Here is a 21,506-nt window from a genome sequence, read left to right as displayed (position 1 = left end):
TTACCTAGTGCGTGAAGAAAATGTAAGTTTATGATATGATTAAGGTAGCTGATAAAACCGCTTAAGTTTCCAGCACAGAAGCCGAAAACTTAGGGACATTGTTAACAAGGCACAAGGGAGTTGCCATTGCTCGTAAAACGAAATTGTTTTTACAGAGGCGCCTTCTGCTGATTCCAAAAGCCAAGCATTTCATGTAATGTCTTCGCCATAAAGAACAGTTGAAGGTTAACAAAAAGAACTTTTTAACTGATCTACTAGGAGGAGACCATGTCTACTGAAACTACTAAAACACAAAAAGAAGTGAGACCATCAATTAGAGCGTATATTGATACATCTCTAATCAAAGGTAGAAAAACTCTTACAAAAAGAGCTAGCTTAAAGCCAAATCGTTCACTTATTCGTGTGAAAAGTTTGAAGCCTAAGCCACTTCTAAATTCTGTTAACGAGACAGAACAGGAAAATTAATTTCTTGGGAGATCCTTTGAGGTTGCTCTCAACTGTTTCTTAGCAAACGTAGCATTAATGCTACCCAGAGCCTCTTCGCGCGCTTTCGAAAGCTCTTCTATTCTCTTCTCATGCATAGAATCTAAAAACTTTCTTCTGGCCACATACATATTGTTCACAAAGTTAATCTGAAGGGCCTTTAGCTCTCTAAAGCAAAGCTCGCGCTCTTCATTATTTAGATGAATACGACTCCCCTCTACTGGTGTACCTTGGCTAGAGAGAATAATTGTCGAGAACTCACCTGTGCAAACACGCTTTTTATGATCGATGTATTTTTCAATAACATCGCGATAGGAATTTACTTTTTGAATATATTCTTCTGGTCTGAGTTCTTTTAACTCATCAATCTTGCGACTTACTTGATCAGTGTACTCAAATGTAGTTGTCGGCGCCTTTTCTTGTGAGAAGGAGCTTGATGCGAAAAGAAGTATAAGCAATAAAGTTTTAGTCATAAGAATAATTTTTTTAGTTTTTCTAAATAATAATCTACATTCTTATGATCTGTAAAAGTATAGATGAGTTTAAAACGCTTAAACTTTGATCTTGCACCGCCATCAAGTACAAAACTGGAAGGACTCACCCCTAAAGAGCGGGCCACATACTTTGTGATGGCCACATTGGCCTTGCCTTCAACGGGGCGTTCACTGATGTAGACGATCAACTCCCCTTGCTCACCGATAACAATTTTTTCTTTTTTTGAACCAGGCTTGGCCCAAAGATCAATTCCCATAATCAAGGAATTCCCTTCAACCTTTGGATTCACAATGGTTAAATTTTTATCTGTCAAAAAACTAATGATTTGTTCAGGATGGCCAGCTAACAAAAAAGCTCTCTCCACTTCCCTTCTGTATCCTTTTCATGACCTAATTCTTTTTTGAACTCGTGGATAAAATCAGTCAATGGAAAGCCCACAACATTTGAATATGATCCTTCAATAGAAGAAATAAACGTTAGTCCCTGTCCTTGAATGCCATAACTTCCCGCTTTATCCAGAGAATCACCACTTGCAAGATAGTTCTCTAGAAGGTCGCGATCAATCTTTTCGAAAGTTACTTTTGTCGAGATCGAAAAGGCGCGCTCTTTTTTATCGCCACTTTGTTGATCGCGATAAATAAAGGCCACGGCAGTTACAACTTCATGTTTTTTTCCCTCAAGTTCAATAAGCATCTCTCTCGCTTCTTGAACATTTTTAGGTTTTCCATAAATTTTCTCGCCCAAAGTCACAATCGTATCTGATGAAATGATAAAAGGAAATTGATGTTCATTTTTTTGCATGAGCTTTTGGTAAACATCTTGCCCTTTAATTGTCGCAAGATCCTCTGCGACTTCCTTTGGGTGAACTTTATCTGTGATCTCATCAATATTGGAAACGATAATTTCAAAAGGGATATTCATCCATCCAAGAAGTTCTTTTCTTCTTGGTGAACCACTAGCGAGAATTAACTTATACTGATTATTTTTATTATCTGTAGATGCCATGCATGTTCTTCCATAAAGTTTTTTTAGTACTATTGAGATCTTCGATATACTCTTGATCTTCGCGCCAAGCTTCTCGTGTGATGAAGTAATTGGCAAGGGCCTTTTTATAAAATCTATCACTGTATTCGTATGTAAGAATCGTCTCTCCACGAGATTTTAAGCGTTCACGAATTTTTCTTGCGGCCATTAGATTTGTCGTTTCAATTCTTCTTGTATATTCCGTTAGAAAATCAATGCGCTTTTCTAAATCTAATTTTTCTTCATTGCCCTCTGTGGCACGTTCTGGAAATTCCCATAATCGATAACCGTATTTTACGGCCAATTCTTCTCTGTCCGTAATTGTGTGAGCAAAACTTGAATACTGCTCCATTAAAATTTCTCTGGCCTGAATGATACTTGGGATTCTTTTTGTAACATATTCTCCAATTCTAAATTCACGAGGTTCATTTATTTGAGCAATTTCGCGCCCCCTCTCTTCAACTTCATACCAAATATTAGGAAGAATGGATTCACTTTCGGTATTTTCAAATCCCCTGAAAGTAAAAGTTGCTATAGGTGTATAGGTGCGTGTAAGTCCTAAATTATCTCCTGTTTTTGTTTTAAAATAACTCTTTCCCCCAAGTAAAACGATAAATTCTGCGATGAGGTTATCTCCCATGACATTTCCATTTGGCAGAACAATAAACGACTTCGTTTTCTTTTTAACCCACTGATTATTCTTCTCAATACTTTGATTTAAAACTTCGTACTGAGTTACTTTGGCCGTATCATTTTCAAGATATTTAAAAAGTTCATCGTCCGCAAATTCACGTTTTAACTGTCTTGGATTGGCGTCATGAAGCTCTAGAGGTAAAAACAAAGTATCTGTCTCTTTTAGTTGTGAGCCACTGTAAGGTGAAGCGTTGCGATTCATCCAAAAAATATTTCCAGCATTCATGCGCACATGTAAAAAATTATTTTCAATTCCTATGTTAATTTCTTTAAATGAAATAGATGAATCGGGTGCTAATCGAACAAGAGTTCCATCGAAGAGAAAAACCCAAACATAGCTATCGGCCGTTGTTAATAGCTCATCACCTTCTTTGATATCACTTCTAAAAGTCACTGCGTAGCTCGTTTCTCCGCGGTAAATACGGCACTCCCCAACACAGGCAATGACTCGTCCCACGTCTTCAATAAGATCCCTATCGCGAACAATTCTCTCCCAATTGGGCGTCTCTTCTTTTTCTTTGAGATCCTTTTTCCAAGAATAGAAATCAAGCCATTCTTTTTCATCGAGTTTGCCCCACTCGATTAAGCTTTTGCTTTGATCGCGGTACACGGGAACCTCTCCTGCGAGGGTCCTAGTCCAAAAGGCGCATAAAATAAGGGTATAAATAATTCTTCTCATGTCTTTTTTATCGGAAAATTAAGCACTTGCCTAAGGATGCCCCCCATCTTTATATGGGCCTGCACTTTTTTCCTACCCAATGTATCCAAATAAGGTCTCTTTTGTTACAATCTGTCCCTATAAATTCGGTATCTTAGTATTCAAAAAATAAATAGCGGAGTAAGGCGTGTCAGAAGAAACATCAAACACAAGTAATGAGCAATTTTCTTTCGTGGAAACAGAACACCAAGTTCTAAAATTCTGGGAAGAAAATGATATTTTCAATAAATCACTTGAGAAGACGAAAGGCGCCGCCCCTTATATTTTTTATGATGGTCCTCCATTCGCAACAGGTCTTCCTCACCACGGTCACCTTCTAGCGGGAACGATCAAAGATATCGTACCAAGATACTGGACAATGAAAGGTCGCTACGTTGAAAGACGTTTCGGTTGGGATACTCATGGTCTACCGATTGAGCAAGAAATCAACAAAAAACTTGGTATGAGTGCTCACGATGCTCTAGAGAAACTTGGAGTTAAGGGCTACAACGATGAATGTCGCGGTATCGTTCAACGCTATACTTCAGAGTGGAGAAAAACAGTTACTCGCCTTGGTCGTTGGGTTGATTTTGATAACGATTATAAAACGATGGACCCTTCATTCATGGAATCATGTTGGTGGGTATTCAAAGAACTATGGCAAAAAGACTTAGTTTATATTGGGACAAAAGTTGTTCCTTACTCAACAGCTCTTGGAACTGTTCTTTCAAATTTTGAAGCAGGTCAAAACTATAAAGACGTACAAGATCCAGCGATTACTGTTCTTTTCAAATTAGATTCAGAAGATACTTACGTTGCTGCTTGGACAACGACTCCATGGACACTTCCATCAAACCTTGGTCTTTGTATGGGAGCAGATATCGATTACGTAAAAGTAAAAGATAACGATCTTGGAAAAGTTCTTATCATCGCAAAGGCCCGACTTGAGTTTTATGGTAAGAAGAGAAATCTAGAAGTTATCTCTGAACACAAAGGCTCTGAGTTTGTTGGACAAAAATATGAACCACTGTTTCCTTTCTTCACAGAACTGAAAGCAGAAGGTGCATTCCAAATTTTAAATGACGAGTATGTTACAACTGATAACGGTACTGGTATCGTTCACCTTGCTCCTGCATTTGGAGAGGACGATAACCGCGTAATGAAAGCAGCGGGAATTTCTGCGGAAGTTTGTCCTCTTGATGACGCTGGTAAATTCACAAAAGAAGTAACAACTTATGTTGGTCAGTATGTAAAAGATGCTGACAAAAATATTATCAAAGATCTAAAAGATAATGGAAAAATGTACGATCAAAATACTATCGTTCACAGTTACCCATTCTGCTACAGATCTGACACTCCACTAATCTATAGAACGATCCCAACTTGGTATATCAAAGTTGAACAAATCAAAGAAAGACTTCTTGTTTCTAACTCACAAATTCGTTGGGTACCTGAGCATATTAAAGAAGGTCGTTTTGGTAAGTGGCTAGAAGGAGCAAGAGACTGGGCCGTTTCACGTAATAGAGTTTGGGGTACCCCACTTCCTATTTGGTATAACGCTGAAACAGGTAAGCATATTTGCATTGGATCAATTGCTGAACTTAAAGAATACTCTGGCGTTGTCGTGGATGATCTTCACCGTGAACACGTTGATGGCATCACTTTCACAGTTAAAGGTGAAGAAGGCTTTTACAAGCGTATTACAGATGTATTTGACTGTTGGTTTGAGTCTGGTTCAATGCCATACGCCCAACTTCACTACCCATTTGAAAACAAAGAAATGTTTGAACAAGGATATCCAGCAGAGTTCATCGCTGAAGGTCTAGATCAAACTCGTGGTTGGTTCTATACTCTGACAGTTCTTTCAACAGCGCTATTTGATAAGCCAGCTTTCAAAAACGTAATTGTTAACGGTCTCGTTTTAGCAGAAGATGGAAAGAAGATGAGTAAGTCTCTCAGAAATTTCACGGCACCTGATGAACTGATGGAATCATTTGGGGCAGACGCTCTAAGATTATATTTGATCAACTCAGGACTTGTTAAAGGTGAAGAGCAGAGATTCTCAGACACTGGAGTTAAAGACCTTGTTCGTCGTGCTCTTCTTCCGTGGTACAACACCTTTAAATTCTTCTCAACTTACGCTGAGGTAGATGGTTGGAAGGCCGATAAAGACCTTCAGTTCGGTGATAATATCATGGACAACTGGGTTATCTCAAAACTGCAAACACTTAAAAAGAATATTGCCCTTGAGATGGAAGAATACAGACTTTACAACGTAGTACCTGCTCTATTTAACTTCATTGAAGATTTAACAAATTGGTATATTCGTTTGAACCGTTCACGCTTTTGGGGAGAAGGATTAGACGAAGACAAGTGTAACGCCTACTCTACTTTGTACACAGCAATTAGAGAGCTTACAATTGCCATGGCACCATTTGCACCGTTTTTATCTGAGCATATCTTCAGAGAACTTAGTAAGTTTAATGCAGCTGAAAAAGAGATCTCTGTACATCTTTGCGACTACCCAACTGCTGATTCTTCAAAAATTGATCCTGTTCTTGAAGATGCCGTTGATAGAATGCAACAGCTTATTCTTCTTGGAAGACAAAAGCGTAATCAAGTGCAGATTAAAGTTAAGACACCACTTAGCCGCTTAACAGTCATCCATAAAGACGACGCTCTTTTAAAAGAGATTGCAAAACTTGAAATGTATATTCAATCAGAGCTAAACGTTAAAAACGTTGAGTACTCAACTGAAGAAGATAAATATATCAACCTATACGCTAAACCAAATTTCAAAATCCTTGGTAAAAAACTTGGAAAGAGAATGGGACAAGTTGGTGGCCTTATTCAAAAACTTTCAGCTACTGAGCTGAATGACTTTGAAGCTAAAGGCTCAGTTGTTCTAGATGGTGAAACTCTTGTTGCAGAAGATATCGACATCTTCCGTGAAGCAAAAGCTGGAACAGAGGCCCTTTCAAACCGTTTCATCTCAATCGATATTGACTGTGAACTTAAGCAAGAACTTATCGATGAAGGATTGGCAAGAGAAGTGGTCAATAGAATCCAAAGAACAAGAAAAGATTCTGGCTTCAATGTTGACGACAGAATCGTTATCACACTTGCGGCCTCTTCTGAGCTTCGTAGTGCCGTAGAAAAACACGAAAGTTATATTACTAAAGAAACTCTAGCTAACCAAATTAAGTACGAAACGACTTTGGCGGACGGTATTGAGTTTGACGTAGATGACTACAAGTTGACTTTAAAAGTTAGCAAGGCCTAATTTCATAATGGGCCCATTTTCGTGGGCCCAATTCTCACATTTTCAAGCACTTATCAATTTCCTGATAAAAAAAGGCTAATATTTTTTTTGTAAACTGACGATAGTTTTATAATTAGAAGGTGTTCTTTTTAGGCAGGGGATGGGACATGAACCAACAACAATTTCGTGGAAAAATTTGTGATTCAATGAACAACAAAGTATTGTGCAACTTTAATATCGAAGCACCTAAAGTCGATATGAAAGACAAGCTTATGTTCAACTTTAAAAACATCCTTTTTAGCAGCGCTGAGAAGAGGTTTCTAACTTCGACTATCAGAGAAAAACTCTACAGCTATCAGCATATTAATGAAAAAGAAATCATGATTCATGCTGAGAAGCTAATTAATCAGATCAACAGCTCTACTTCGAACAATCTTCACATTGAGGCATCTGAAGTTGGGGCCTATATCTGTTTGGCCGCGGCCTATTCTGGAAAAATCAACAAAGATAAGATTGTAACTTTCACTCTATCTTCTTTCCCTGTAATGATTTTTCCAAAACACCTCTCGAAAACTTGCAATAAAAATACTTTTATTACGATGACTCTATCGGAGAAGTGTTGGTTAAAACCATTTACAACACTTAATACTCCGCCGAAGCATCTGAATATCGAAATTAAGACTGATGATGCAGACGACCAATTCTACTATCAGGCCGCATAACACTTGACTTTAAGGGGCCGTGAGCTAACCATTATCATATGGTTAAACATCTCATTTTGGCCCTTTATCTCCTGAGTTTTTCAAGTAGCGCTGACTACAACTACTTCTTCTTTAAAAAATCACAGATAAAAGTTCCAGAGGCTTCTTTTCAACGATACATCCAACCGCAACTAAAAAGTCTTGTGGTGGAGTTCTTTCTTATACTTAAGAAAACTCATCCCTTTCATGGTGAGCTTCTCGAACTTAGAAAGCACCTTCGTAAACAAAAGAAGGAATGGTATGAAGTAAAACGCATCTGCAAAATAAAAGAAGAACCTGAAAAATGTGAGAAGAGTTATAAGAATTTTTATACCCTCACAAAAGATCTCGATATCATTCTTTTAAAAACTCAGACTAATTTTCCTGAGTTTTCGAAATTAGAATTTCCAACTCAAAAAGATAATCTTCTGGGTGTTATTTCTATTATTAAGAAGATCACTAATGAAAATTATAAAATGATTCACTTTCTAGAAGAACATTTCATTACTTCTAGAACAGTTTATGAAAACTTCTATCATGCTGATAAACAGTTCTCTTCAATTATTCATAAGAATGAACTTGAACTCAACCTTACCTACTCTGCATTATTACCAAGTGATTACAGACAAGACTTTGAAGACACTTTCACAGGCTTCATTTCACCTGTTGAAGAATTCATCATCGATGGAAATAACTTTAATTACTTGGTTGATAATTTAGAGGAGCTCAATATTGTTTGGAACACATTCCATATGAGAATTGAAAAAGGAAACCTCTCCATTGCAAAACAGCATATCTCTCTCGTAAAAATCATGCACAATCGTTGGAATTCTGTTTTAAAAATGCTTCTTCGTGGTCCATAAAAAAAGGTGCCCTAAGGCACCTTTCTCTAATTAGTAGTAGTATGAAAGTTCAGCACCATAACGTCTCGGGTCTCCCGGTGTCGCTACAGTTGTCTTAATTGATGAGTAGTAATATCCTTGGTCGTCATATTTCTTATCAAAGATATTCTTTCCATAAAGGGCAAATTCAAAGTTATCTTTTTCAATGGCCACTCTTGCGTTCCATAGTCCAATAGCTCCAAGCTTTGTCACATTTGTCACATCACCATAACGGCCACCAGTGTAAGCATAATCAACTCTTGCAACAAAAATCGAATTGCCTAACAGAGAAGTTTCTTTCGTATATTGAGTAAAAGCATTTCCATTCCAATAAGGGACGTTTGAAAGTCTATTTCCTTCACTTACCGTTTCAGATGAACTTGCTGAGTATGTTTCACTATACTGAGCATTTGTATAACCAACGTTTGCACCAACAACAAGACCTAGATCAAACTTATAGCGAGATTCAAATTCAAGGCCATAAATATCAACATCGATATTTTCAAATTTCGAAAGGCCAGTCCCACCATCTCTGATGCGAACTTGCTTATCACTGATGTTGTTGTAGAAAAATGATGTATTAACTAGTAAGTGCTTCTCTAAGAATTCACCTTTTGTCCCAATTTCATAGTTGTATGAAACAGATTTATCATATGCCGGTTGGTCAGATGACTTATCCGTGTAGTTATTAAACTGATAAGATGGGTATCCACCAGGCATTGTTGAGCGTGAAATAGATGAATAAATCTGGTGGTTCTTCTCTAAGAAGTACTGGTAAGTCGCTTTTGCACTATAGTCAGTATAATCTTCTTTAGAACTTTGTGTATATGAAGCTAAGGCCCCAGTTCCCGTTCCTTTGTGAATAGAATCATATTTCTTAATATCATGCCCCACTCTTAGGCCAGCACTTAAGATATTTTTTTCATTAAGCTTTTTCTCAACGTGACCAAATACCGCAACTGAATCATTTGTAAGCTTTACGTTTTGATCAATTGTTTTATCTGTTAGTGTGCTCGAGTGAATCGTTTTCACAAAACTTAATAATCTGTAGTTCTTATTTGTATAGTTTAATCCTAATGTGAAAGGCATCTCCCCTTTATCAGAAGAAATTCTGAACTCTTGGAAGTACTGTCTTTCATACTCTTCAAAGTCTCTAAATCCACGATTTGGATCATTAACGTAGGCATCAAAAGCAGAATGATACATCGCTGGTAAAGTCGCTCTAAAATCAGATAGAAGCAATGCTCCAGCTTCGTCGTACTTCACTCTGAAGTTGTGGTAATTGAAAGCTGAAATACTTGTGAATTTTAGAGAGTCGAAATTATGCTCATACTTCAATGAAGAAAGTGTGTTCTTGTCCGTATAAGCAGGATCAATGGCCTGTTTTACTTCTGGTTTAGATAGACCAGCTTTAATGAATGAAGGATCATTTCCTTCTTCTTTTTGAGTGAATACTTTGAAAACAAGGTTCGATCTATCCGTCGGTTTGATTTGGAAAGTATTTTGAACGCTGTAATTCTCAAAATCACCGTAGTCTTTATTTAAAGTACTGTTGTGAATCCAACCATCTTGTTTCTTATATTGAACAGATAGTGTATTTCCAATATTTGAAGAAACCTTCGCAGTGGCCTGGGCCTGAACTTTGATTGCATTGTCATTTCCGTAAGCAACAGAAACTTTATCATCATTTTTTTCTAAAGGTGCGTGAGTTAAAAAATGAATCGCTCCACCTTGAGTGCTGTTACCAAAGAATGTTCCCTGAGGACCTCTAAGAACTTCAACACTTTTAAGGTCTAGAAAATCTAAATCAAAAGCATAACGTGGAAGAGGAACTTCATCGAGATACATCATAACTGAGCTCTCGTCTGGAAGTTGAATATCTTGGTTCCCAAGGCCTCTAATATAAGGCGTGATGTAGCGACCTGAAGAAGAACCGATAATTTGTACGTTCGGAACTTGGGCCGTGATATCTCTAACTGATTCCGATTTTGTATCTTTTAAATTTGTTTCAGAAAAAGAAGAAATTGGCATTGGAACATCTTGAATGTTCTCAGCAGTTTTTCTGGCATTTACATAAACATCATCTATTTTAACGGCCTCAGAGTATGCACTCGTCGACACAAGAGTTGTGGCCGCCAAAAAAAGTGTTTTCACTTTCTTAGTCATTATTAAATCCTTTCTTTATTAATATTTTTTCCGCCAAGAGCGTGGCGTTCGCTAAACTATCTTCAACTTGATAAGGGCATGGCATGGCCGCACTAAAGGCCTTGCTCGAAATCCTTGTAAATACGGAAACATGTGAGCAAATTCGGATCAGGGAAAACAAATTCTCTTTAAGAACTTGTTTATTTGCCTTAAACCACAGAGAAAGCTCTCTTTTATGCTCCGGCTCAAAACCACCTTGTCCATCAGTATCTAAAATCAGAACAATTGGGCCAATATTTGGGAGCTCATCCTTTAAAAAAGACATCAGATTATGGAAGTCCGAAGGCTCCGTAGGTGCTGAAAATTTAAGGTGAATTACCCTCTTTTTTAGGTGTGAAAGATTGAACATGGCCCTTTACTTCTTCCTTCAAAAATACTAGAAATCAAAAAACTGTTTGAACAGTCAAACTTTTTATAACAAGACCATCTTAAAGAAGCAAGGTCAAACTATGATCGTTATGAAATTCGGCGGCACTTCAGTGGGAAACCTTGAAAAAATGAAGCACGCCGCGCGCATCGTTTTAAAAGAATATATCAATGGCAACTCCCCCCTTGTTGTGGTTTCGGCCATGGAAAAAGAAACAGACCGCCTCGTCTCTTTGGTGGACACTTTAACTAAAGAAAATTGTCCTGAAAGAGATCTCATCATCAGCACTGGTGAAACAGTAAGCACGGGTCTTTTTGCGCTTACTCTTAATAAAATTGCCAAAGAAGAATTTTCAAAACAGATACAGGCCCTGGCCCTAACGTCCCTGCAAGCAGGAATTGAAGGCAGCGGTCCGGCGGGTGAAGGAAATATCGATTCAATTAACGATACTAAACTTCATGCCCTAATCAATGAAGGAATAATCCCTGTTCTTCCTGGCTTTCAATGTTTAAAAAGCACGCAACTTATAACGCTAGGTCGCGGTGGTTCAGATACAAGCGCAGTAGTTATTGGTGCTCTTTTAAATGCGAAGAGAGTTTATATCTATACTGATGTTGATGGTGTCTACAATGTAGACCCAAGAGTCCATAGCGATGCCATTAAATACGATCGTCTCGAAATTGAAGAACTTATTAAGCTTACTGAAAGTGGCGCAAAGGTAGTTCACCCAAAGGCCGCAATGTTTGCAAAAGATAGGAACGTACCTTTAACAATCAAATCAACTTTTTTCCCAGAAAATGCAGGAACAGAAATCCTTGCAAGTGGAGTCATACAATGAAAATTTTTGAAGAATTAGAATCTGAAGTAAGAAGCTATTGCCGCGCCTTCCCTACTGTATTTGCAAAATCAAACGGGGCCATTATTACAGATGAAAGTGGTAAAGAATATATCGACTTTTTCTGTGGCGCAGGAGCACTAAACTACGGACACAATAATAAAGAAATTAAATCTGAGCTTGTTAGCTATCTTATGGAAGATGGAATATTGCACAGTCTTGATCTTATGACTGTTGCAAAAGCAAAGTTTTTAACAGCATTCAGCAATATCATATTGAACCCAAGAAAAATGAATTACAAAATTCAATTTCCTGGACCAACAGGAACAAACTCTGTTGAAGCGGCCATTAAAATTGCTCGAAAAGTCACAGGCAGAACAAAAGTTGCAACATTTACAAATGCATTTCATGGAATGACATTGGGTTCTCTTTCATTAACTGGAAACGAAGGAAAAAGAAAAGGTGCAGGTGTTGAATTAACTGGCTCGTACTTTATTCCCTACGATGGCTACCATGGTGAAGAAGTTAATACTGCCAAGATGTTTAGAAAGTATCTAGAAGACAGAGGTAGTGGTTACGATATTCCTGCCGCAGTAATTTTAGAAACTGTTCAAGCTGAAGGTGGAGTACGTGTTGCTCGCACTGAGTGGCTAAAAGAAATTGAATCGATTTGCCGAGAATACAATATCGTCTTTATTGTTGATGAAATTCAAGTTGGATGCGGAAGAACTGGAACTTTCTTCAGTTTCGAAGAAGCTGGAATTTCTCCAGATGTTATTTGTATGTCTAAATCACTTTCAGGAATTGGTCTTCCATTCTCTTTGACACTCATTAAGCCAGAGCTTGATAAGTGGAATCCAGGTGAACACAACGGAACATTTAGAGGACACAATCTTGCCTTTGTCACAGCAACAGCAGCACTAAATAATTGGGTCAATGATGATCTACAAAAAGGTGTTTTCGAAAGAGGCGCATTGATCAAAGAAAAGATGTCTGAACTCATTGAAAAATTCCCATACGATCTATCTCTTCGCGGTAGAGGATTAATTTGGGGTGTTGAATTCAAAAACACTGAACTTGGTGACCTTGTAAGCAAGCTTTGCTTTGAAAATGGTCTAATTATTGAAACTTCAGGTATCAATGACCAAGTTGTGAAATTCTTACCTCCACTAAATATTGATATCGCCCTTTTAAATAGTGGCCTTGATATTGTTTCAAACGCTATCGAAAAGGTTTTAAATGAAAACTAAGCATTTCATAAGTGCTAATCATTTAGAAAGTCTCGATGAACTTACGAATATTATCGCTAAGGTCAACGAGACGATGAAAACCCAACTAACAGAGAATCGCTACTGTTATTCAGGTCTGTCACCAAAAGATCTTAATGAGCTGATTATTTCAACTCAGAATATAGCTGAAGAAGGTTGCGATCTTAATACTCTTTTAAAAGATGTCATTACACCTTATTTCAAACATTCTACAAATATCTATTCTCCATTTTATATGGCCCACCTTCACAGTACAGTCTCAAAAGAGACTGTACTTGGTGAATATTTAATAGGACTCCTAAATCCATCAATGGATTCTTGGGATCAGGCACCATTTGCTACTGAGATAGATGAACTTGTAACAAAACTTTTTTTAGATAGAGTTTATCCTGGTGACAACAATACCGATGGAGTATTTACTTCTGGTGGAAGTCAATCCAATCTCATGGGTATACTTCTAGCACGCGATGAGAAAAGAAATCGTCACGAAATAAGATCTAGAGAAAGTGCCCTAGGGTCTGTTGAGGGAAAATATCGCATCTATTGTTCAAGTGTTTCACACTTTACTGTTGAGAAAAGCGCATGGCTTCTAGGCCTTGGAACTGATAGTGTTGTTAAACTTCCTGTGGATGATAAATTCAAAATTGATCTAAAAAAATTCAAAGAGATAATCGCCCATGATGTTGAACAAGGGCTTATTCCCATGTGTGTTGTCTCTACTGCTGGAACAACAGATTACGGAAGTATTGATCCTATCGATGAAATTGCCCTTATCGCCAAGGAATATGAGATGTGGCACCACATCGATGCGGCCTATGGCGGAGCAATGATTTTCAATAAAAATATCAAATGGACAGAGCACTTTGAAAAGAGTGACTCAATTACAATTGATATGCACAAAATGCTTTTTCAACCGATATCATCGAGTCTTTTTCTCTACAAAACAACAAAGGCCTCGGATAATTTAAACTTTGAATCAGATTATTTAAGCCGCAAAGAAGATATCGCTAATGGTATTAAAAATCTTGTGGATAAATCTTTGCAAACTTCAAGACGTTTTGATGCTTTAAAACTCCTTCTCACTTTTAAAAGTATGGGTCTTCAAGAAATCCACAATCAGTTAGAAGCTCTGTTGCAACTCGCAAAAGACTGTCATCAATACCTCCTGTCTTGTAATGAAATTGAAACATTGAATGCCCCAGAACTCTCTTCAGTTGTTTTTAGACACAAATCAAACAATGAAGTGAATAAAAAGATTAGAGATTCTCTTATTGCAAGAGGGATCATCATTGGCGAGACAAAACATAACAAAGAAACATATTTAAAATTTACCTTATTAAACCCAAATGCTGATCTTGAGAATTTAAAAGAAGTAATTGACAGCATTATAAAGACTGGAAATGAATTATGGACGTAAGAAATATTAGTGAACATCTTGCAAAAGAAATTCTACTTAATAGTTTTATTACAGAAACAAAGCATTTTAAAATTGTTAAAAAAAATGATTATAAAAAACTTCAAAGCGATTGTTTAGAAGTTTTGACAACAGAACTCGGAAGTTCACATATTCAAATATTTGCTCCAATTTATCATAAATCAACTGTTGGAAGATATAAATTTGAGAATCCAATTTATAGACTCTCTCCAAATGGGGAAGACTTTACCCCAATTACATACACAGAGCTTGCTTATGCCGTTTTAAATGATCTCTCTGAAAAGTATGAAAGACCAATTCCTGCGGACACACTTGTAAGAATCCTCAAAAGTGAATTGACCCTAGAAAAAATTCTAGACCACAACAAGTTCTCTATTGATGAAATCTACAACCACTATCAGTCACTATTAAAGAGTGAGCAGAACCTCCTCATTGGCCACCCTTTTCACCCAGTTGGAAAGGCCCGTGACGGATTTGGTATTGATCACTGGAAAGAGTTTTCTCCAGAAACGAAAGGAAGCTTTGCCCTAAATTACTTTCTGGTAGATAATTCTCTTTTCATATCAAAATCGGCCATCAAATACGATGCTAAAAAAGATATTCTCGATGCATTCCTTACTGATGAGCTTACAGACAGCGCTTTAAAAGACATAGTCCAAAGTAAGCAAGAGACTCACTCATTACTTCCAATGCACCCATGGCAGGCCTTCCATTTACAAACAATGGAAGTCTTCAAAAACAATAAGAAGAAAGGTCTGATTATCGAACTAGGACAAACAGGGCGCCGTTTCTATCCAACTCAATCAGTACGAACACTTTATTCACCAGAAGTAAGCTTCATGGTGAAATTCTCACTAAATCTTGAAATCACGAATTCTAAGCGTGTGATGCTTGAAAAAGAATGTATCAGAGGTATTGATACAACAAACCTTTGGGACAGTGAGCTTGGGGGGAAAATTCAAGAGGAGTATCCCACATATAAAATTCTCAATGACTTTGGGTATTTCGGATTAAAAGAAAAGTCTGAAGATGAATATGCTATGAGTGAATCACTTGTAAGTATTAGAGAGAACCCATATTACGGTGGAAAATCAAATCAAAACGTCGTTGTAATGTCTACGCTTTGCCAAGACTTCCCTATTTTCGGTGCTGGTCAGTCAGTTCTTGGAAATCTTATCAAAGAAATTTCTAAAGCGACAAAGCACGATAAAGATAAAATTGCGGTAAAGTGGTTCCAAGATTTTTTAAATGTGGCCGTAAAACCAGTAGTTGAAATCTATGCAAAATATGGTCTGGCCTTTGAAGCACACCAACAAAATACTGTTTTAGAATTGCATAATTTAATGCCAAAGCGTTTTGTTTACCGTGACAATCAAGGTGTTTTTCACACGAAAGATGTGACTGAGAACCTAAATAAGTACGTTCCAGGAATTGGTCATAAAACGGAATCTATTGGACCCAAAAAAATTGTTAATGAAAGAATGGGTTACTACTTCATCATCAATAACGTCTTTAACCTAATCAATGCTTTTGGTATTACTGGTTATGTAAAAGAAGAAAGACTTCTCTTTCTTCTGCGCGACTGGTTGATTGATCTAAGAGAAACCCTTCCAGAAGCAGATACAAGCTTCATCACTTACCTTTTAGAATCTGATGAATTAGAATTCAAGGCCAACTTACTCACGCGCTTTATGGAGATGGATGAACTCGTTGGTGACCCTACGACTCAATCAGTTTATATAAAGCGATCAAATCCTTTTAATCTTGATATTATTGATCGCTCAAAGGATTTATTTGCAAGGGCACGTTTTGAGAAAAAGATCGATTCTCATAATGCAACAGTAACTTTCAGACCATTCAACCTTGAAGAAGATATCGAGCTTCTTCATAAGTGGATGCACTATGAGCACGTTTCAAAATTTTGGCGTCAAAACTGGAATCTAAGAAAACTTAAGGCCCACCATGAGAAGATGGGACGTCTACCATTTCATAATAACTTCATCGGTTTTGTTAACGGTGAACCTGTGAGTTTTTGGGAACAATACTGGTGTACAGAAGATCGCATCAATGAGTTTACACCAAATCATAAATTTAATCGTTACGATCAAGGTATGCACTTTCTCATTGGTGAGAAATCCGTTTTAGGAAAAGGGCTTGCTCCTCATCTTATTCGAGCATTCACAGATTATCTTTTTACAGTTTGTAAAAAAACTCAGTGTGTTTATGGTGAGCCAGATCATACAAATCAACAATTGCTAAAATACCTAGGGCCATGTCAGTTTAAGGAAATTGGTTCAATTCGCTTTCCAGAGAAAGTGGCCACATTCTTAGAATGTAAAAAGGAAGATTTTTATGACTCAGAAAATTTATGATTTAATAGGTATTGGACTCGGTCCGTTTAATTTGTCACTTAATGCTCTTCTGGATTCAAAGAAAGAAGAAGTTGATTATTTATTCTTAGAGAAGAATGATGAATTTGCATGGCATGAAGGAATGATCCTTGATGGAACAACATTACAAGTTCCATTTATGGCCGATTTAGTGACAATGGTAGATCCAACATCTCCCTATACTTATTTAAACTATTTGGCCGAAAAAGGTAGATTATTTAACTTCTATTTCTATGAATCTTTTTTCATCCCTAGAAAGGACTACAACAACTACTGTAAGTGGGCCGCAAAGAAGATGGGAAATATCAACTACAATAGCGAAGTTAGAAACATCGAACTCATTGATGGTCTCTATCATATCAGTATTGAAGGAAAAGAAACGTTAATTGCCAAGAACATCTCCGTTGGCGTTGGCTCCTCTCCTTTTATTCCAGAAGCTTTAAAGAAAGTTGAAAGTGAAAATATCTTTCACAATGCTCACTTTAAATACAAAGAAGAATCTCTTAAGAATAAGTCCGTCGTAGTTATCGGCTCTGGACAAAGTGCTGCAGAGTGCGTGTTGTCACTACTTAATGCCAGAGACAACTACAAAGACCTTTACTGGGTTACACGCTCAAATGGCTTTTTCCCAATGGAATACTCTAAGCTGGGTCTTGAGTATTTTTCTTCTGACTACACTGATTTTTTCTATTCTTTGAAGCAAGAAACAAAAGATGATCTTCTTAAAAAGCAGTCCCTTCTTTATAAAGGTATTTCTTTTGGAACAATCGCTGATATTTATAATCGTATTTATGAATTAACGCTTGAACAAGAAAACCCACTTCACTTGGCGGCCATGTTCGAATGCACAGAGGCTTCGCAGGACAATGATTCAATCACTGTTGCCTTTAAGCAAAAATTTACTGGTGAAATTGAAACGATCAATGTCGATGCCGTTGTCTGTGCCACCGGATATTTTGAAACAGCAAAACCATTTCTAGCAGGTCTTGATAAAGACCTCATGAGAGATGAGAAAGGTCGCCTCAATATTTCTAGAGATTTTAAAGTTACGACAAAAAATGCGAAGGGTACTTTCTATATTCAAAATGGTGAACTTCACACTCATGGTGTTGGAACTCCTGATTTAGGACTCGGAGCCTATAGAAGTGCAGTTATTGTTAACGATCTCCTCGGGCGTGAATGTTACAAAATTACAAAAAAGAATGTTTTCCAAAACTTTGGGCATATTAAATAAAAGGTTTATATGAACGTTTTCAATAAAGAGAATCTTTCAATCGTTGGTAAAAAACTCATTGCGAAAACTTTGAATGAGTTTCACTACGAAGGGCTTACAAAACCCTCTATTATCGCTGAAGATAAAAATGGGTGGAGCACTCTCCAAGTTAAATTAGGTCATAAGATCTATACTTATAAAGGTAAAAAAAGAATTTATGGCAACTATGTCGTTGACCCTAATTCAATTACTCTTTTTCAAGATGGAAAGACTCAGGAGTTTTCTGATATTCTTCAACTATGCCTAGACATTGCAGATGAACTTAAAATAAGTGATTTCACCAAGGCGTACTTTATTGAAGAGATGAACTCTACAATTATGGCCGATCTTCACCTTTTGCAAAGTTCACAAAATGTCGCCACGTCTAGAGTTGCCCAAATGACTTATGAAGAAATCGAAGGTGAAATTGAAGCTCACCCATGGGTTATCTTCAACAAAGGCCGTAAAGGTTTCTCTTACTCAGACTATTTAAAGTATGCACCTGAATCAAAATCAAAGATTAATCTTTTCTGGATTGCGATAAAAAAAGATCATGCCAACTACGCTGGTGACGAAAACAATAGCTACGAAACTCTTATCAATGAAGAGCTTTCGAAAAATGAAATTGAGAACTTCAATAATATTCTAAAAGATAAGCAATTAGATCCAGCCCAGTATATGTTTATGCCAGTTCACCCTTGGCAGTGGGACAATATGATTGTTTCTCACTTTAACATGGCCATTGCAAATAACGACCTTGTTCCCCTTGATTACGGTAAAGATAACTATCTTGCACAGCAATCAATTAGAACTTTAAGCAATATTTCTGACAACAATAAGCGCTTTGTTAAAACTTGTATGACAATTTTTAATACTGCCGTTTGGAGAGGGTTACCAAAAAAGAGAATTCTACTTGCTCCCGATCTTTCAACGTGGCTCAAAAACCTCATTGGAAAAGACGAATTTATTGCAGGCGAATGTGGACTGGGCCTTATGAGCGAATGCGCAGGCATTCAACTTGATCAAGACTACTATTTCCAAATTCAAAAAGCACCTTACCAATTCAAGGAGATGCTTGGAATTACATGGCGTGAACCAATGTCAAATATTCTAAGAGAGGGCGAAAGAGCACTTCCTCTTTCTTCGCTTATTCATGTGGGATTTGATAACACTCCAGTTGTGAAGTGTATTATTGAGAGTTCAGGTCTTTCGGTGAAAGAATGGACGAAAAAATTTCATGAGGCCATGCTTTATCCCCTTCTGCATACTCTTGTTAAATACGGCCTTGTTTTCTCACCACATGGGCAAAACGCCGTTATCGTTTTAAAAGATAATATACCCACAAGAATGATCATTAAAGACTTCGCTGACGACGTTCATATTTCAATCGATGGCTACAAACAAATGTATAAGGATTTCCCTGCGATCGCAAAGGGCACAATCCTTGAGAGTCCACCAGAAGTGCTTATTCACTTCATTCAAACGACACTCTTTATTTGTCACTACCGCTATCTTTCAGATATACTTGATCGCTATATGGATTTCAGTGAAAAAGATTTCTTTGCAAGCGTAAGAGAGACAATTCTTTCTTACCAACAGAAATTTCCTGAACTCAAAAATAAAATGGCCCTTTACAATTTCTTTGAATCTCACCATGTTAAGGTTGCCCTTAACAAAGTTCGTCTTGTGACTCAAGGATACAAGGATGATGCCGAAAGACCTGAACCGGCCATCAATGAACTTGTTGAGAATCCATTGGTTGAAAAGCGTGACACTCTCGCACACGAGCTTTAAGGACTAATTTGAAAAACGCAAAATTTATCAAAATATTTTTCTTTTATTTTGTACAGTCAGTGCCTCTTTATATTTTCTCAGGGGCACTGCCTTCTATTTTGCGTCTTGAAGGCCTTGATCTTTCAAAGATAGGTTCTTTGTCACTAGTTGGTTTACCGTGGGCCTTAAAATTTTTATGGGCCCCAAAAATAGAAGAATGGGCGCGCGTAAATAAGAAGGCCAGAAAAAAGCTAATGATCTTCTTTCAAATCATTATTGCAGCTTCCATGTACGCTTTGTACCACTTTGGTATCAAAACAGATTTCAATACCATTCTTGTTATCGGTGCTTTTCTCTCACTTGCAAGTGCGACCCAAGACATTATGCTGGATGCCCTAACTTGTGAAATGCTTGATGAAAAGGAAAGAAGCCAGGCCGCTTCTATTCAATCATCTTCCGTTGCTCTAGGGGCGCTTCTTGGTGGAGGTCTTCCATTAATGCTCTACAATAGCCCCTATTTAAATAGTGTTTTTCTTGGAACTTTTGCCCTGGCACTAGGGTCACTGGCCGTTTATTGTCTATTTAGAGATGACAATATTCACCAAGGTGAAGAGCTTGATCAAATTTCATTAAAGCGCTCTTTTTCAAATGACACTCTTCTAAAGGCCATTGGTCTTACTATAGTGTTGCGCCTACCTGAAACGGGATTTGCGGCCCTGCAAAATATTGCCCTTGTTGATCGTGGAGTCGCCATCGAAGAAATTGGTCAGTTTCTTTCATTACTAGCTCCTATCGTTGGAATTATCGCTTCGCTATCACTTGGTAAAGTGATGGAGAAGCTTCACTTAACAAAGGCCACCGCAAGCTTAGTTCTCGTCAGAACTTTGGTCTATTTAAGTTTTTATCTCACATTACTTTTTGGCAAGACAGAGCATCTTGTTGTGATTGCGGCCATGCAAATCGCCCTACGCTATTGTACCCTGTCACTTTTAAATTACTCTTACCTAACGGCATCTTCTAAAATGCAATCAGGTACAGACTTTACTCTTTTGGCCTGTTCTGACCTCTTTGTTTACATTGTAATGTCTTTTGCATTCTCTAAGCTTGCTCACACAATTGGTATTGAAAATACACTTCTTATATCGTTGATTTTAGGTCCAATCCTAGCATCAAAGATCTTTATGAAGTCTTTTGAGGGCCGTCTACAATTTAAACGGCCGTGTAATAGTCCCCCTTCTCATGGCCCATTTTTATAAGTCTGCTATTTTCATGAAAAAAGGAGACTCCCCATGAGAATTATAGCGGCCCTATTTTTAGTTCTTTCAGCCCAAACATTCGCACTAGACTGTAATGAAATTGCCGAAACAATTAGTAATAATATTGTAAATAAAGCACTACTCCAAAATAGAATTAATGCTTACGATGAAGAGATCATTAAGACTTATAAAGATGAAGCGCTTTTATCAAAAGAAAGAAGAGATTTAAACACTGGTATAACAGGAACTTCAAAAGACCCTCTTGTTAAACAACTCACTCTCACAAAAATTGAAATCGCAATCACTTCCCTAAAGACTCAAAGAAACCACAAAATTATGGAAAGAAACAGACTTTATACTCTCCTAAATAATCTCGACAGAAATAATGCTGTTCACGATGAAGTTTACCAAGCAAATTGTCAGAAATAAAAAAAGCTCCGAGAGGAGCTTT

The 21,506-nt window shown here is 37.4% G+C and carries 18 protein-coding genes; 12 read left to right on the top strand and 6 right to left on the bottom strand.

Features of this window, described 5'->3' with window-relative positions; translation table 11 throughout:
• The first annotated feature begins 267 nt into the window (after positions 1–267).
• Positions 268–465 carry a hypothetical protein gene (locus M899_RS11035; protein WP_021271566.1) on the top strand — a complete coding sequence of 66 codons (198 nt, stop codon included), beginning with the start codon at positions 268–270 and terminating at the stop codon, positions 463–465.
• Here M899_RS11035 and M899_RS11030 read toward each other — a convergent pair.
• Genes M899_RS11030 through M899_RS11015 form a run of 4 tightly spaced genes read right to left on the bottom strand, consistent with a single transcriptional unit; the run spans position 462 to position 3,304 of the window.
• Positions 462–956 carry a hypothetical protein gene (locus M899_RS11030; RefSeq protein WP_034728932.1) on the bottom strand — a complete coding sequence of 165 codons (495 nt, stop codon included), beginning with the start codon at positions 954–956 and terminating at the stop codon, positions 462–464. The genes M899_RS11035 and M899_RS11030 overlap by 4 nt on opposite strands.
• Entirely contained in the window at positions 953–1,342 is a 390-nt protein-coding gene (locus tag M899_RS17795; RefSeq protein WP_196801759.1) for a DUF167 domain-containing protein, read from the bottom strand. The genes M899_RS11030 and M899_RS17795 overlap by 4 nt, the downstream gene beginning before the upstream one ends.
• A complete protein-coding gene (locus M899_RS11020; protein ID WP_021271524.1) occupies positions 1,321–1,983 on the bottom strand; it encodes a Maf family protein in 663 nt (220 codons plus the stop codon). The genes M899_RS17795 and M899_RS11020 overlap by 22 nt, the downstream gene beginning before the upstream one ends.
• Complete coding sequence (locus M899_RS11015; RefSeq protein ID WP_021271558.1) at positions 1,967–3,304, bottom strand: hypothetical protein; 1,338 nt, start codon at positions 3,302–3,304, stop codon at positions 1,967–1,969. The genes M899_RS11020 and M899_RS11015 overlap by 17 nt, the downstream gene beginning before the upstream one ends.
• Positions 3,305–3,539: 235 nt before the next feature.
• Here M899_RS11015 and ileS point away from each other — a divergent pair, with 235 nt between their 5' ends.
• The 3 genes from ileS to M899_RS11000 all read left to right on the top strand — a co-directional run bounded on the left by ileS (position 3,540) and on the right by M899_RS11000 (position 8,256).
• On the top strand, positions 3,540–6,674 hold the full coding sequence (ileS, locus tag M899_RS11010) for an isoleucine--tRNA ligase (protein ID WP_021271543.1): 3,135 nt from the start codon (positions 3,540–3,542) through the stop codon (positions 6,672–6,674).
• 146 nt (positions 6,675–6,820) lie between these two features.
• On the top strand, positions 6,821–7,375 hold the full coding sequence (locus tag M899_RS11005) for a hypothetical protein (protein ID WP_021271559.1): 555 nt from the start codon (positions 6,821–6,823) through the stop codon (positions 7,373–7,375).
• A 38-nt stretch (positions 7,376–7,413) separates the two neighbouring features.
• Positions 7,414–8,256 carry a hypothetical protein gene (locus M899_RS11000; protein ID WP_021271538.1) on the top strand — a complete coding sequence of 281 codons (843 nt, stop codon included), beginning with the start codon at positions 7,414–7,416 and terminating at the stop codon, positions 8,254–8,256.
• A 30-nt stretch (positions 8,257–8,286) separates the two neighbouring features.
• On the opposite strand, the gene M899_RS10995 is transcribed toward M899_RS11000, so the two are convergent.
• Both M899_RS10995 and M899_RS10990 read right to left on the bottom strand, forming a co-directional pair.
• On the bottom strand, positions 8,287–10,440 hold the full coding sequence (locus M899_RS10995; protein ID WP_021271562.1) for a TonB-dependent receptor: 2,154 nt from the start codon (positions 10,438–10,440) through the stop codon (positions 8,287–8,289).
• The gene (locus tag M899_RS10990) at positions 10,433–10,744 is read right to left on the bottom strand and encodes a hypothetical protein (RefSeq protein ID WP_021271506.1); all 312 of its coding nucleotides are present in this window, start codon (positions 10,742–10,744) and stop codon (positions 10,433–10,435) included. Before M899_RS10990 ends, M899_RS10995 begins: the two co-directional genes overlap by 8 nt.
• A 184-nt stretch (positions 10,745–10,928) precedes the next feature.
• On the opposite strand from M899_RS10990, the gene M899_RS10985 reads away from it, so the two are divergent.
• From M899_RS10985 to M899_RS10950, 8 genes are read left to right on the top strand one after another with little or no spacing between them, the layout of a single operon-like run.
• Positions 10,929–11,684, top strand: coding sequence for an aspartate kinase (locus M899_RS10985; protein ID WP_021271514.1), 756 nt, complete (start codon positions 10,929–10,931; stop codon positions 11,682–11,684).
• Entirely contained in the window at positions 11,681–12,931 is a 1,251-nt protein-coding gene (ectB, locus tag M899_RS10980) for a diaminobutyrate--2-oxoglutarate transaminase (protein WP_021271554.1), read from the top strand. The genes M899_RS10985 and ectB overlap by 4 nt, the downstream gene beginning before the upstream one ends.
• A complete protein-coding gene (locus M899_RS10975; RefSeq protein WP_021271520.1) occupies positions 12,921–14,366 on the top strand; it encodes a pyridoxal phosphate-dependent decarboxylase family protein in 1,446 nt (481 codons plus the stop codon). Before ectB ends, M899_RS10975 begins: the two co-directional genes overlap by 11 nt.
• Positions 14,357–16,756 (top strand): GNAT family N-acetyltransferase, encoded by a 2,400-nt coding sequence (locus tag M899_RS10970; RefSeq protein WP_021271544.1) that lies wholly within the window; start codon positions 14,357–14,359, stop codon positions 16,754–16,756. Before M899_RS10975 ends, M899_RS10970 begins: the two co-directional genes overlap by 10 nt.
• Positions 16,737–18,008 carry a lysine N(6)-hydroxylase/L-ornithine N(5)-oxygenase family protein gene (locus M899_RS10965; RefSeq protein ID WP_021271530.1) on the top strand — a complete coding sequence of 424 codons (1,272 nt, stop codon included), beginning with the start codon at positions 16,737–16,739 and terminating at the stop codon, positions 18,006–18,008. Before M899_RS10970 ends, M899_RS10965 begins: the two co-directional genes overlap by 20 nt.
• Positions 18,009–18,017: 9 nt before the next feature.
• Positions 18,018–19,820 carry an IucA/IucC family protein gene (locus M899_RS10960; protein ID WP_021271504.1) on the top strand — a complete coding sequence of 601 codons (1,803 nt, stop codon included), beginning with the start codon at positions 18,018–18,020 and terminating at the stop codon, positions 19,818–19,820.
• An 8-nt stretch (positions 19,821–19,828) separates the two neighbouring features.
• A complete protein-coding gene (locus M899_RS10955) occupies positions 19,829–21,055 on the top strand; it encodes an MFS transporter (protein WP_021271526.1) in 1,227 nt (408 codons plus the stop codon).
• 33 nt (positions 21,056–21,088) lie between these two features.
• Complete coding sequence (locus M899_RS10950; RefSeq protein WP_021271539.1) at positions 21,089–21,484, top strand: hypothetical protein; 396 nt, start codon at positions 21,089–21,091, stop codon at positions 21,482–21,484.
• Positions 21,485–21,506: the final 22 nt, after the last annotated feature.

It is taken from the genome of Bacteriovorax sp. BSW11_IV (genome assembly GCF_000447755.1).
Lineage (GTDB): Bacteria > Bdellovibrionota > Bacteriovoracia > Bacteriovoracales > Bacteriovoracaceae > BSW11-IV.
The sequence above is the reverse complement of the archived record's forward strand: the minus strand, read 5'-3'. Positions and strand labels throughout refer to the sequence as shown.

Bases quoted from the DNA above. Each gene is read 5' to 3' on its own strand.
- M899_RS11035 (WP_021271566.1), top strand. From the start codon at position 268: ATGTCTACTGAAACTACTAAAACACAAAAAGAAGTGAGACCATCAATT.
- M899_RS11030 (WP_034728932.1), bottom strand. From the start codon at position 956: ATGACTAAAACTTTATTGCTTATACTTCTTTTCGCATCAAGCTCCTTC.
- M899_RS11020 (WP_021271524.1), bottom strand. From the start codon at position 1,983: ATGGCATCTACAGATAATAAAAATAATCAGTATAAGTTAATTCTCGCT.
- M899_RS11005 (WP_021271559.1), top strand. From the start codon at position 6,821: ATGAACCAACAACAATTTCGTGGAAAAATTTGTGATTCAATGAACAAC.
- M899_RS11000 (WP_021271538.1), top strand. From the start codon at position 7,414: ATGGTTAAACATCTCATTTTGGCCCTTTATCTCCTGAGTTTTTCAAGT.
- M899_RS10995 (WP_021271562.1), bottom strand. From the start codon at position 10,440: ATGACTAAGAAAGTGAAAACACTTTTTTTGGCGGCCACAACTCTTGTG.
- M899_RS10990 (WP_021271506.1), bottom strand. From the start codon at position 10,744: ATGTCTTTTTTAAAGGATGAGCTCCCAAATATTGGCCCAATTGTTCTG.
- M899_RS10985 (WP_021271514.1), top strand. From the start codon at position 10,929: ATGATCGTTATGAAATTCGGCGGCACTTCAGTGGGAAACCTTGAAAAA.
- ectB (WP_021271554.1), top strand. From the start codon at position 11,681: ATGAAAATTTTTGAAGAATTAGAATCTGAAGTAAGAAGCTATTGCCGC.
- M899_RS10975 (WP_021271520.1), top strand. From the start codon at position 12,921: ATGAAAACTAAGCATTTCATAAGTGCTAATCATTTAGAAAGTCTCGAT.
- M899_RS10970 (WP_021271544.1), top strand. From the start codon at position 14,357: ATGGACGTAAGAAATATTAGTGAACATCTTGCAAAAGAAATTCTACTT.
- M899_RS10965 (WP_021271530.1), top strand. From the start codon at position 16,737: ATGACTCAGAAAATTTATGATTTAATAGGTATTGGACTCGGTCCGTTT.
- M899_RS10960 (WP_021271504.1), top strand. From the start codon at position 18,018: ATGAACGTTTTCAATAAAGAGAATCTTTCAATCGTTGGTAAAAAACTC.
- M899_RS10950 (WP_021271539.1), top strand. From the start codon at position 21,089: ATGAGAATTATAGCGGCCCTATTTTTAGTTCTTTCAGCCCAAACATTC.